Source organism: Streptomyces sp. NPDC000880 (assembly GCF_053599675.1).
On the sequence record NZ_JBSFMS010000168.1, the window covers coordinates 1 to 12,371 of the forward strand.

General features: G+C 69.1%; 11 protein-coding genes and 1 tRNA gene. 11 read left to right on the forward strand and 1 reads right to left on the reverse strand.

Annotated features, from left to right (window positions below):
* The 4 genes from ACWDO5_RS32855 to ACWDO5_RS32870 form a co-directional block, all read left to right on the forward strand.
* On the forward strand, positions 1 to 600 hold a 600-nt coding region (locus ACWDO5_RS32855; protein ID WP_450534208.1), incomplete at its 5' end, for a replication initiator.
* 16 nt (positions 601 to 616) lie between these two features.
* Positions 617 to 790, forward strand: a complete 174-nt coding sequence (locus ACWDO5_RS32860; protein ID WP_307710490.1) for a helix-turn-helix transcriptional regulator — start codon at positions 617 to 619, stop codon at positions 788 to 790.
* The gene (locus tag ACWDO5_RS32865) at positions 787 to 2,160 is read left to right on the forward strand and encodes a tyrosine-type recombinase/integrase (RefSeq protein WP_450534209.1); all 1,374 of its coding nucleotides are present in this window, start codon (positions 787 to 789) and stop codon (positions 2,158 to 2,160) included. The genes ACWDO5_RS32860 and ACWDO5_RS32865 overlap by 4 nt, the downstream gene beginning before the upstream one ends.
* A gap of 242 nt (positions 2,161 to 2,402) precedes the next feature.
* The gene (locus ACWDO5_RS32870) at positions 2,403 to 2,699 is read left to right on the forward strand and encodes a GYD domain-containing protein (protein WP_450534210.1); all 297 of its coding nucleotides are present in this window, start codon (positions 2,403 to 2,405) and stop codon (positions 2,697 to 2,699) included.
* A 252-nt stretch (positions 2,700 to 2,951) separates the two neighbouring features.
* Here ACWDO5_RS32870 and ACWDO5_RS32875 read toward each other — a convergent pair.
* A tRNA-Arg gene (locus ACWDO5_RS32875) sits at positions 2,952 to 3,023 on the reverse strand.
* Positions 3,024 to 3,227: 204 nt separating this feature from the next.
* Between ACWDO5_RS32875 and ACWDO5_RS32880 the strand changes: the two genes are divergently transcribed.
* From ACWDO5_RS32880 to rho, 7 genes are all read left to right on the forward strand, one after another.
* On the forward strand, positions 3,228 to 3,650 hold the full coding sequence (locus ACWDO5_RS32880) for a response regulator (protein ID WP_450534216.1): 423 nt from the start codon (positions 3,228 to 3,230) through the stop codon (positions 3,648 to 3,650).
* Between the two features lie 55 nt (positions 3,651 to 3,705).
* Positions 3,706 to 4,683: an ArgS-related anticodon-binding protein NrtL gene (gene nrtL, locus ACWDO5_RS32885; protein WP_450534211.1), complete on the forward strand. Its 978-nt coding sequence runs from the start codon at positions 3,706 to 3,708 to the stop codon at positions 4,681 to 4,683.
* A gap of 7 nt (positions 4,684 to 4,690) precedes the next feature.
* Positions 4,691 to 6,082 carry a diaminopimelate decarboxylase gene (lysA, locus tag ACWDO5_RS32890; RefSeq protein ID WP_450534212.1) on the forward strand — a complete coding sequence of 464 codons (1,392 nt, stop codon included), beginning with the start codon at positions 4,691 to 4,693 and terminating at the stop codon, positions 6,080 to 6,082.
* 103 nt (positions 6,083 to 6,185) lie between these two features.
* Complete coding sequence (locus ACWDO5_RS32895) at positions 6,186 to 7,475, forward strand: homoserine dehydrogenase (RefSeq protein ID WP_450534217.1); 1,290 nt, start codon at positions 6,186 to 6,188, stop codon at positions 7,473 to 7,475.
* Positions 7,476 to 7,482: 7 nt separating this feature from the next.
* The gene (gene thrC / locus ACWDO5_RS32900; RefSeq protein WP_450534213.1) at positions 7,483 to 8,553 is read left to right on the forward strand and encodes a threonine synthase; all 1,071 of its coding nucleotides are present in this window, start codon (positions 7,483 to 7,485) and stop codon (positions 8,551 to 8,553) included.
* 266 nt (positions 8,554 to 8,819) lie between these two features.
* Positions 8,820 to 9,737, forward strand: a complete 918-nt coding sequence (gene thrB, locus ACWDO5_RS32905; protein WP_450534214.1) for a homoserine kinase — start codon at positions 8,820 to 8,822, stop codon at positions 9,735 to 9,737.
* A gap of 380 nt (positions 9,738 to 10,117) precedes the next feature.
* Entirely contained in the window at positions 10,118 to 12,166 is a 2,049-nt protein-coding gene (rho, locus tag ACWDO5_RS32910; protein WP_450534215.1) for a transcription termination factor Rho, read from the forward strand.
* The last annotated feature ends 205 nt before the right edge of the window (positions 12,167 to 12,371 follow it).

Sequence of the window (12,371 nt, forward strand, 5' to 3'; positions counted from 1 at the left end):
GTCGCCCACTCGTACACCACCATCACGGTGCCTGCCGCCGGGGACCAGCCGTGCCGGCCTTTTCGCTGGGGTAGTCAGCTCGACATCCGGCCCGTTCGAGCCTTTGACGACGGCAACGACATCACCGAGCAGGCGGTCGCCTCGTACGTCGCCAAGTACGCCACCAAAGCGGCCGAGTCGACGGGCAGTCTTGACCGCCGGATCGGGAACCGGGAAGTCCTCGACCTGCTCGACGTACCCGACCACCCGCGCCGACTCATCGAGGCCTGCCTCGACCTCGCGCCGCTCTATCCGGACCGCAAGCTTGGGGCCTGGGCTCACATGCTCGGCTTTCGCGGCCACTTCTCCACCAAATCCCGCCGCTACTCCACCACCCTCGGCGCGCTGCGCCAGATCCGTGCCGACTACCGAGCCGCCCAGGAACAAGAGGCCGTTGGCGACCCGGACACCGTGCTCGTCCTCGCCTCCTGGCAGTACGCCGGGCACGGCCACACCCCCGGCGAATCCGCACTCGCCGCCACCATCGCCCGCGACATCCAGCTCAACCGCGAAACCGCCCGCGAAGCCCTGCACGACCAACTCGCCCTGGAAGGAGCGTGACGTGAAAGACGAGCTGATGACCGTTCCGCAGATCCTTGCCGAGCTTGGGGGCGTGTCTCGCCGGACCTTCTACCGGTGGCGTGAGCTGGGACAGGGGCCCGCGGCATTCAAGCTGCCCAATGGCGAACTGCGCGTCTGGCGGAGCGATTTCAGCGCGTGGCTCCGCAATCTGGAGGGCGCTGCCGCGTGAACTCGCTCGACGTCAAGATCTGGGGTGTTCGAAAGCGGAACACCAAGAAGCCGTCGTACGACGTCCGCTGGTCAGTGGCCGGCCGGGTCTTCTCGGAGTCCTTCAGGACCAAGGGGCTCGCCGACAACTACCGCTCCAAGCTGATGCGGGCAGCGCGCGACGGCGAGGAATTCGACACTGAGTCCGGCCTCCCCGATTCCATGGTGGAGAAGAAATCGGCTCTGACCTGGTACGCCTTCGCACTGCAGTACCTCGCCATGAAATGGCCGCATGCTGCGCCGAACACGCGCGACGGTATCAATGAATCCCTTGCGTCCGTCACGATGGCTCTCCTCGACGATCGGCCTGGACGCCCGTCCGATGAACTGCTGCGCAAGGCTCTGCGGAACTGGGCCTTTGTCCTTCCGGGTCCTGATGAGCGCGAGCTGCCGACAGAGATCGGCAACGTCCTGCACTGGGTGGCCAAGGCTTCCCGGCCTCTTTCTGACCTGGCTGACCCTGTGATCGGGCGGGCCGTTCTCGACTCGCTCAAGCTCAAGTTGGATGGCACCGCGGCGGCTGCCGAGACCGTCCGGCGGAAGCGCCGAACCCTCGTGAATGCAGTGCACTATGCCGTCGACCTGGAGGAGTTCCCGGAGAACCCCCTCACGTCGATCCGGTGGCAGAAGCCCAAAGTGTCGAGCGAGGTGGACCCACGGGTCGTAGCCAACCCTGAGCAGGCCCGGTCTCTGCTCCATGCCGTCTCGTATGTCGGTGGCTACCGACGCGCCCGTGGGCGGCGGCTCGTGGGCCTGTTCGCCGGGATGTACTTCGGTGGCTTCCGCCCCGCTGAGGTGGTGGGCCTGGCTGAGCCGGACCTGACGCTACCGGCCCTCGGGTGGGGCTCCGCGCTACTGCATCGGACGCGTCCGAGCGTGGGTAAGCAGTGGACCGATTCCGGGGAGAGCCACGACGACCGCGGATTGAAGAACCGGCCGAACGAGGACGTCCGGCGGGTGCCCATCCCTCCCCAGCTCGTCGCCATCTTCCGCGAGCACATCGACACTTTCGGGACCGCTGACGACGGCCGGCTGTTCTTCAGCGAGAACGGGGGAGTGGTCTCCTCCTCGACCTACTACCGGGCCTGGCAGGAAGCAAGGACGATCGCGCTCCCGCCGGCCGCGGTCGCCTCGCCACTCGCGCGTCGCCCGTACGACCTTCGCCACTCTGCGCTCTCCACGTGGCTCAACGCCGGAGTTGACGCCACCGAGGTGGCCGAGCGCGCGGGCAACAGCGTGGAGGTCCTTCTCAGTCGATACGCCAAGTGCCTCGACGGCCGCCAAGAGGTCGCCAACCGCCGTATTGAGGATCTGTTGCGCGAGTACGAGTGACCGCAGACGACGGTAGCTCCGATGCCCCCGACTCGTCCGGGGGCATCGCCATGCCTTGGCCGAGACCGGCGTTCATGTCCTCAGGATTTCCGCGCCGGTGGCTCCGGGGTCTTATGTCGGGCAGGGCCATGAAGCCAGGCCGGCTTCTATCACTCGTTCAGATGCGCCTCTCATGCGCATTACGCGCATGATGCCCAGAATTGACCACGACGTGTTGTATCTACTTACAGGAGTAAAGGATTATGCCCACGTTTGTTGCTCTGCTGAACTGGACCGACCAGGGGGTCCGCGGCTACAAGGACACCCCGCAACGCGCCGAAGCCTTCGCCGCAGCGGCACAGAAGCTCGGGGTGAAGGTCCTGAACCTCTACTGGACCGTCGGTCCGTACGACATCGTGGCTGTCGTAGAGGCGCCCGACGACGAGACTGCCACCGCAGTGCTCCTACAGGTCGGCGCGTTGGGCAACGTCCGTAGCACGACCCTGCGAGCCTTCGGCCGGGATGAGATGGACCGCATCATCGCCAAAGCCACTGGCTGAGGGACTTCAATGTCGAGGATCTGTTGGTACGAGTGAGACGCTCAAGGCGGTACGGATCGAGGCCCCTGGACCTGTCCGGGGGCCTTCGTCACTCCCGGGACTGACCTGCGCCGATGCGCCAAGATCCTGTCCACGAATAGTCCACGGACCCTGACATACGGCCGCTCCGAGCGGCATACGGCTGCACAAGCAACAAGACCCCGGCCTCAGCGTTTCCGCTGGTGACGGGGTCTTTGGGCACCTCATACAGGGTGCCCCCGGCAGGATTCGAACCTGCGCACACGGCTCCGGAGGCCGTTGCTCTATCCCCTGAGCTACGGGGGCGCGTCGCCCTGTTGCCTGGCGACGGATAGAACCCTACCAGCTCCCGCGCGGTCCCCGTGAACAGGTATTTCCGCCTCCCCGAGCCCCGCCCCGAGGTCCGCTCCGCACCCGCCCACGGCGAGCTCAGGTCGCCCGCACGGGGTGGAAGTGGGCAAAACCCGGACGCAGCCCTGCCCGCCGACCTACCCTCGAGTTGTGTCAGGCGTGTCCGGCCGCGTGCTCGTTGTCGACGACAACAGGGTCATCCGGCAGTTGATCAGGGTCAACCTCGAGCTGGAGGGCTTCGAGGTCGTGACCGCGGCCGATGGTGCCGAGTGCCTGGAGGTCGTGCATCGGGTCCGCCCCGATGTCGTCACCCTCGATGTCGTGATGCCCCGCCTCGACGGGCTTCGGACCGCCGCGCTGCTGCGGGACGATCCGCGGACCCGTCATCTGCCGGTCGCGATCATCAGTGCCTGTACGCAGCACGAGGTGGAGAGTGGCCTCGGCAGTGTGGACGCCTTTCTCGCCAAGCCCTTCGAGCCGGCCGAGCTGGTCCGGCTCGTACGGCAGTTGATGCACCGGGAGGGCCCGCCGTCCGTTGACGGCATGCATGGCGCCGGGCGGGCGGAAAGCGCACGGGGCTGACCGCATCGCGAAACCGGTTCGCGAAGGGCCCCCCTCCCTCCCATACGCTTGTCCCGTGACCCCCGCTGAGCTCTCACGTACCGTGCTGCACGCCGTGTGCCGCGCGGTGGAGGACGGTGTGCTGCGCGCGCCCGTGCCCGAGAGCGTCAGCGTCGAGCGGCCGCGGCCCGGTGGATGCGGGGACTACGCCACCAATGTCGCCCTGCGGCTGGCGGGGCCCGCCGGGCAGCAGCCCCGTGCCGTCGCCGAAATGCTGCGGCCCCGCATTGCCGAGGCCCCCGGGATCGCCGGGATCGAGATCACCGGGCCAGGTTTCCTCAACATCACCCTGGACCGCGGCGCGCAGCAGACACTCGTACGGGAGGTGCTGGAGCAGGGCTCCACATACGGACATGGGGACTCCGCCGCCGGCGTCTCCGTCCGCTTCCACGCCGTCGACGAGCTCCGCGCCGTCATCTGGGCCCAGACCGTCCTCCAGCTCCTGCGCTCTCAAGGAGCTCAGGGGGCCGACGTCACACACGGTGCGCCCGAAGCCCTGCACGTCGTCCCCGCCCCCTCGCCGGACCTCGTCGAGCGGCTCGGCCCCGACGCCGCCCGCTGGGCCCTCCTCCGGCCCGCCGCCCACGACCACCCCTCCGCCGGGGACGAGCTCCTCGTACAGCACGAGAGCAATCCCCTCTTCAGGGTCCGGTACGCCCACTCCCGTACCTACGCCCTCATCCGCAACGCCCAGCAGCTCGGCTTCGACAGCGCCCCCCAAACCCACGTCGACGCGCCCGCCCTCACCACCGCCATCGGCGACTATCCCGCCGTCCTCGCCTCCGCGGCCCGCCTTCGCGCGCCCGACCGGCTCGCCCGGCATCTGGAAAGCACCGCCGACGCCCTTCTCGCCTTCCAGCACACCGTGCTGCCCGTCGGCGACGAGAAACCCATGGCCGCCCACCGTTCCCGGCTCGCGCTCGCCGAAGCCGCCGGGCTGGTGCTCGCCGGTGGCCTGTCCCTGCTCGGCATCACTGCCCCTGACTACCTGTGAGAGAAGAATGAGCCGTTCCGCACACCCCGCCGGGCCCCGCCACGCAGACGTCCTGCCCGAAGGGCACTACACCGCCCCGCCCACCGACCTCAACGTCCTCGACGAGAAGGTCTGGGCCCGGACCGTCGCGCGCAACGACGACGGCGCCGTCACCGTCGGCGGGATCGAAGTGACGCGGCTCGCCGAGGAGTTCGGTACCCCCGCCTACTTCCTCGACGAGGCCGACTTCCGCGCCCGCTGCCGTGCCTGGGCCGACGCCTTTGGCAAGGACGCGGACGTGTTCTACGCGGGGAAGGCGTTCCTGTCCCGGGCCGTCGTCCGGTGGCTCAAGGAGGAGGGGCTCAACCTCGACGTCTGCTCCGGTGGCGAGCTCACCACCGCCCTCGACGCCGGCATGCCCGCCGACCGCATCGCCTTCCACGGCAACAACAAGTCCCAGGAAGAGATCGAACGCGCCGTGAGCGCCGGCGTCGGGCGCATCGTCCTTGACTCCTTCCAGGAGATCGTCCGCGTCGCGCACACCGCCCAGCGTCTCGGCAAGCGCCAGCGCGTCCAGATCCGAGTGACCGTCGGCGTCGAGGCGCATACGCACGAGTTCATCGCCACCGCCCATGAGGACCAGAAGTTCGGCATCCCGCTCGCGGGCGGGCAGGCCGCCGAAGCCGTACGACGCGCCCTGAAGCTCGACGGGCTCGAGGTCATCGGCATCCACTCCCACATCGGTTCGCAGATCTTCGACACCTCCGGCTTCGAGGTCGCCGCCCATCGCGTCGTCCGCCTCCTCGCCGAGATCCGGGACGAGCACGGGGTCGAGCTGCCCGAGATCGACCTCGGTGGCGGCCTCGGTATCGCGTACACCTCCGACGACGACCCGCGTGAGCCGCACGACATCGCCAAGGCCCTGGGCGAGATCGTCACTCGCGAGTGTGAGGCCGCGAAGCTGAGGACCCCCCGGATCTCCGTCGAGCCCGGCCGCGCGATCGTCGGGCCCACCGCCTTCACCCTTTACGAGGTCGGCACGATCAAGCCGCTCGATGGCCTGCGTACATACGTCAGCGTCGACGGCGGCATGTCGGACAACATCCGTACCGCGCTGTACGACGCCGAGTACAGCGTCGCGCTCGTGTCGCGGACGTCCGATGCCGCGCCGATGCTCGTCCGCGTCGTCGGCAAGCACTGTGAGAGTGGCGACATCGTGGTCAAGGACGCGTTCCTGCCCGCCGACCTCGCGCCCGGCGATCTGATCGCGGTACCCGCCACCGGCGCGTACTGCCGCTCCATGGCGAGCAACTACAACCACGCACTCCGCCCGCCCGTTGTCGCGGTCAAGGACGGAGAAGCGCGCGTGATCGTCCGACGTGAGACGGAGGAAGATCTCCTGCGCCTCGATGTCGGCTAATGAAATAGACGTCTCGTAATCTGGACAGGGGATAGAAACTTCCGTCCGGTGCGTGAGACTGGATCGCACTCAAGCTTGTGAAGCAAGGAAACGAGGTCGGATGATGCGTACGCGTCCGCTGAAGGTGGCGCTGCTGGGCTGTGGAGTTGTCGGCTCAGAGGTGGCGCGCATCATGACGACGCACGCCGACGACCTCGCCGCTCGTATCGGCGCCCCGGTGGAGCTCGCCGGGGTCGCCGTCCGCCGGCCCTCCAAGGTGCGGGAGGGCATCGACCCCGCGCTGATCACCACCGACGCGACCGCCCTCGTCAAACGCGGTGACATCGACGTCGTCATCGAGGTCATCGGCGGCATCGAGCCTGCCCGCACCCTCATCACCTCCGCCTTCGAGCACGGCGCGTCCGTCGTCTCCGCCAACAAGGCGCTGCTCGCCGAGGACGGCGCGACCCTCTACGCCGCCGCCGAGGAGCACGACAAGGACCTCTACTTCGAGGCAGCGGTCGCAGGCGCGATTCCGCTGATCAGGCCGCTGCGCGAGTCGCTCGCCGGTGACAAGGTCAACCGGGTGCTGGGAATCGTCAACGGGACGACGAACTTCATCCTGGACAAGATGGACAGCTCCGGCGCCGGCTACTCCGAGGCGCTCGACGAGGCCACGGCCCTCGGATACGCCGAGGCCGACCCGACCGCCGATGTCGAGGGCTTCGACGCCGCCGCCAAGGCCGCCATCCTCGCCGGGATCGCGTTCCACACCCGCGTACGCCTCGACGACGTCTACCGCGAGGGCCTCACCGAGGTCACCGCCGCCGACATCGCCTCCGCCAAGCGCATCGGCTGTACGGTCAAGCTCCTCGCCATCTGCGAGCGTGCCGCCGACGGCCGGTCGGTCACCGCCCGGGTGCACCCGGCGATGATCCCGCTCAGCCACCCGCTCGCCTCCGTCCGCGAGGCGTACAACGCCGTCTTCGTCGAGGCCGAGGCCGCCGGGCAGCTGATGTTCTACGGTCCCGGCGCGGGCGGCTCGCCCACTGCCTCCGCGGTCCTCGGCGATCTCGTCGCCGTCTGCCGCAACAGGCTCGCCGAGTCCACAGGGCCCGGCGAGTCCGCGTACACCCAGCTGCCCGTGAGCCCCATGGGCGACGTGGTGACGCGGTACCACATCAGCCTCGACGTGGCCGACAAGCCGGGCGTGCTCGCCCAGGTCGCGACGGTCTTCGCCGAGCACGCCGTATCGATCGATACGGTCCGCCAGCAGGGCAAGGACGGCGAGGCATCCCTCGTCGTCGTCACCCACCGCGCGCCCGACGCCGCCCTCTCCGGGACCGTCGAGGCGCTGCGCAAGCTCGACACCGTGCGCGGTGTCGCCAGCATCATGCGTGTTGAAGGGGAGTAAGGAACCCATGACGACGAACGGCACCCACCAGTGGCGCGGCATCATCGAGGAGTACCGGGACCGTCTTCCGGTGACGGACACGACGCCGGTCGTCACGCTGCGCGAGGGTGGCACGCCGCTCGTCCCGGCGCAGGTCCTCTCCGAGCGCACGGGCTGCGAGGTGCACCTCAAGGTCGAGGGCGCCAACCCCACCGGGTCCTTCAAGGACCGCGGCATGACCATGGCCATCACCAAGGCCAAGGAGGAGGGCGCGCAGGCGGTCATCTGCGCCTCCACCGGCAATACGTCCGCCTCGGCCGCAGCCTATGCCGTACGGGCCGGAATGGTCTGCGCGGTCCTGGTCCCCCAGGGCAAGATCGCCCTCGGCAAGATGGGGCAGGCGCTGGTGTACGGCTCGCGCATCCTCCAGGTCGACGGGAACTTCGACGACTGCCTGAACCTCGCCCGCCGCCTCTCGGAGAACTACCCGGTGGCGCTGGTCAATTCGGTCAATCCGTACCGCATCGAGGGACAGAAGACCGCCGCGTTCGAAATCGTCGACGCGCTCGGCGACGCCCCCGACATTCATGTGCTGCCCGTCGGCAACGCCGGCAACATCACGGCGTATTGGAAGGGGTTCAAGGAGTACGCCGCGGACAAGATGTCGACGCACACCCCCCGGATGTGGGGCTTCCAGGCCTCCGGCTCGGCCCCGATCGTCCGCGGCGAAGTGGTCAAGGACCCCTCCACCATCGCCACCGCGATCCGGATCGGAAACCCGGCCTCCTGGCAGTACGCGCTCGCCGCGCGCGACGAGTCGGGCGGTCTCATCGACGAGGTGACGGACCGTGAGATCCTGCGCGCGTACCGGCTGTTGGCCTCGCAGGAGGGCGTCTTCGTGGAGCCCGCGTCGGCCGCGTCCGTCGCGGGTCTGCTGAAGGCCGTCGAGGCCGGCAAGGTCGACCCGGGCCAGCGGATCGTCTGCACGGTCACCGGCAACGGACTGAAGGACCCGGACTGGGCGGTCGCCGGAGCACCGCAGCCGGTCACCGTGCCGGTGGACGCCGCCGCGGCCGCCGAGCACCTCGGTCTGGCCTAACTTCGCCATTTCCGCTTGCGTTGGTTTCCCCGGGCACCCCGGGGAAAGCAACGCAAGCGGGACAGTGGTGTACGTAGGGGCACAGCAGGCTTACGACACGCATCGTGCGCCTCCTGTGCGCCCTATGTCGCCACTGAACCTTCCTTCGATAAGCTGTACCGAACCCGCCCCGCCGCATATGCCGCGGTGTTGTTGCCGTTACGGCCCACGGGTGTTCGCCTCTCGAAAAAAATCTCGCAGTCAGAACCAAGGAGAGTCATCGAGCGATGGCCGGTCCAGCGTTCCGCGCCGCCGCCGTCCGGGTGCGCGTCCCCGCCACCAGCGCCAACCTCGGCCCGGGCTTCGACGCCCTCGGGCTGTCCCTGGGGCTGTACGACGACGTCGTCGTCCGGGTCGCGGACTCCGGTCTGCACATCGACATCGCGGGCGAGGGCGCCACGACGCTGCCCCGCGATGAGAGCCATCTGCTCGTACGTTCCCTGCGTACGGCATTCGACCTGCTGGGTGGGCAGCCGCGCGGCCTCGAAGTGGTCAGTGCCAACCGCATCCCGCACGGGCGCGGCCTGGGATCGTCGTCCGCGGCCATCTGCGCCGGCATCGTCGCCGCCCGCGCCGTGACCATAGGGGGCGACACCAAGCTCGACGACGCGGCGCTGCTGGAGCTCGCCACCGAGATCGAGGGGCACCCCGACAATGTCGCCGCCTGTCTGCTCGGCGGCTTCACGCTCGCCTGGACCGACGGGGGAGCGGCGCGCGCCATCAGGATGGATCCTTCTCATTCCGTCGTTCCGGTGGTTTTCGTCCCCAGCAAGCCGGTGCTCACCGAGACGGCACGCGGACTGCTTCCGCGCACCGTCCCCCATGTGGACGCCGCGGCCAACGCGGGCCGGGCCGCCCTGCTCGTCGAGGCGCTGACCAGGCGTCCCGAGCTGCTGCTGCCGGCTACCGAGGACCGGCTCCACCAGGAGTACCGCGCCCCGGCGATGCCGGAGAGCGTGGCCCTGGTCAACCGACTGCGCGCCGACGGCGTCCCCGCAGTCATCTCCGGTGCGGGCCCCACGGTGCTCGCACTGGCCGAGGACGGTGTGGCCGACAAGGTCGCACGACTGGCGGGCGAGGGGTGGGCGGCCAACCGCCTCACCTTCGACGCCGCGGGAGCGAGTGTTCTGCCGCTCGCCACGTAGTGACACGAGATTGCCGGTGACGGAGAGGGGGAATGTTTGTTGGAGCCGGTAGTGTTAACCTCAAGTCTGCAGCCGACGTCTTTGTGGCGCAGTGCTTCGTGTCCCCATTCGGGACCAACATTCTTCCGGGAGCCTCCCCAACTGCCTGAGCAGCCTGCCTGAGCAGTTTCGAGCACGCTCCGGAACCGGCACGACACCCCTCGCTTTTCCAGGAGTGGGCCGAGCAGGGGGACCTCGGGCCGGGCCTTGCATGTTCTATCTCTCCGCCGTTAATTCCCGGCGGGACCACCGCCCCGGCACGGTCCGCACAGACCGACGTCGGACAGCACAACCGGTCGCCGAGCCAGAAGGCCGACGTCCGCTCCAGGGAAGGACCCTTCGTGAGCGACACCACCGATCTGATGGGCGTGACTGCCGACAGCAGTGTCGACACCTCCGCGCCCGCCGCAGGTGCTGCCTCTGGCACCACCTCACGGCGCCGCCGCTCCGGCACCGGCCTCGAGGGCATGGTCCTGGCCGAGCTGCAGCAGGTCGCGTCCGGCCTCGGGATCAGGGGCACCGCGCGGATGCGCAAGAGCCAGCTGATCGAGGTCATCAAGGAGGCGCAGGCTGGGGGTACCTCCCAGAGCGCAGGCTCTGGGGGAGGCTCCTCCGCTCCGGCCAAGACCGCCGAGGCGGGCACCGGCGACGCCGAGACCAAGCCGAAGCGGCGCGCCACCTCCAAGGCGCGTACGGGCGACGCTGCCGCCGCCGCGGAGAAGGCCGACAAGGCCGACAAGGCCGTGTCCCAGCAGCAGATCGACATCCCTGGCCAGCCGGCCAGCGACGATCAGCCGGCCGGGGAGCGCCGTCGTCGTCGGGCCACCGCGCAGGCGGGCAGCCCGGACGCCAAGACCGACGTCAAGGCCGAGGGGGCCGTCGACGTGAAGACGGAGGCGCAGCCGGAGGCCAAGGCCGAGGCCGCCACCGCCGTGTCCCAGGACGGCGCCGAGGGCCGTCGCGACCGCCAGGAGCGGGGCCAGCGTGGTGAGCGCGGCGGCGAGCGCGGCGAGCGCCGTGACCGTCAGCGCGACCGCCGCGGCGGCAAGGGCGACGAGCAGCAGCAGGGCGGCCAGCGCCAGCAGCGCCAGGGCGGCCAGCAGGGCCCGCCGAGCGCCGGCCCGCAGGACGACTTCGACGACGAGGCGGGCGGCCGTCGTGGCCGTCGTGGCCGTTACCGCGACCGCCGTGGCCGTCGCGGCCGCGACGACTTCGCCACCGGCGAGCCGCAGGTCTCCGAGGACGACGTTCTGATCCCCGTCGCGGGCATCCTGGACATCCTCGACAACTACGCGTTCATTCGTACCTCCGGTTACCTGCCGGGTCCGAACGACGTGTACGTCTCGCTCGCCCAGGTCCGCAAGAACGGTCTGCGCAAGGGTGACCACGTCACCGGCGCTGTGCGCCAGCCGAAGGAGGGCGAGCGCCGCGAGAAGTTCAACGCGCTGGTCCGCCTCGACTCGGCGAACGGCATGGCGGCCGAATCCGGGCGCGGGCGCCCGGAGTTCAACAAGCTGACCCCCCTGTACCCGCAGGACCGGCTGCGCCTCGAGACCGACCCGGGCGTGCTGACGACCCGGATCATCGACCTCGTGTCGCCGATCGGAAAGGGCCAGCGAGGCCTGATTGTGGCCCCGCCGAAGACCGGCAAGACCATGATCCTGCAGGCGATCGCCAACGCGATCACGGTCAACAGCCCCGAGTGCCACCTGATGGTCGTCCTCGTCGACGAGCGTCCCGAAGAGGTCACCGACATGCAGCGGTCGGTCAAGGGCGAGGTCATCTCCTCGACCTTCGACCGCCCGGCCGAGGACCACACCACGGTCGCCGAGCTGGCCATCGAGCGCGCCAAGCGTCTCGTCGAGCTGGGTCACGACGTGGTCGTGCTGCTGGACTCGATCACCCGTCTGGGCCGTGCGTACAACCTTGCGGCCCCCGCGTCCGGACGCATTCTGTCCGGTGGTGTCGACTCGACCGCGCTCTACCCGCCGAAGCGCTTCTTCGGCGCCGCGCGCAACATCGAGGACGGTGGCTCGCTGACCATCCTGGCCACCGCGCTGGTCGAGACCGGCTCGCGCATGGACGAGGTGATCTTCGAGGAGTTCAAGGGCACCGGCAACATGGAGCTCAAGCTCGACCGCAAGCTCTCCGACAAGCGCATCTTCCCGGCGGTGGACGTGGACGCGTCCAGCACCCGTAAGGAAGAGATCCTGCTCGGCAGCGACGAGCTCGCCGTCGTCTGGAAGCTGCGCCGGGTGCTGCACGCGCTCGACCAGCAGCAGGCCATCGAGCTGCTGCTGGACAAGATGAAGCAGACCAAGTCGAACGCCGAGTTCCTGCTGCAGATCCAGAAGACGACTCCGTTCGCCGGAGGCAACGGCAACGACTGAGGTTCACCGAGGCCGCGGCCGGGAGATCTTCGCCACAGCCATCAGGCGTGACGCGGCTCCCGCGCCCCGACTCACCGCCCGCCGAACTCGCAGGTGAGAACGGAGAGTCAGGCCCCGCAAGCATTACGCTGCGCCCGCCGTGCACCGCGTGAGCAGGTCCTCAACCCAGGAATGCCGCAGTGGTCGCCACGAACCGGTCGGCGTC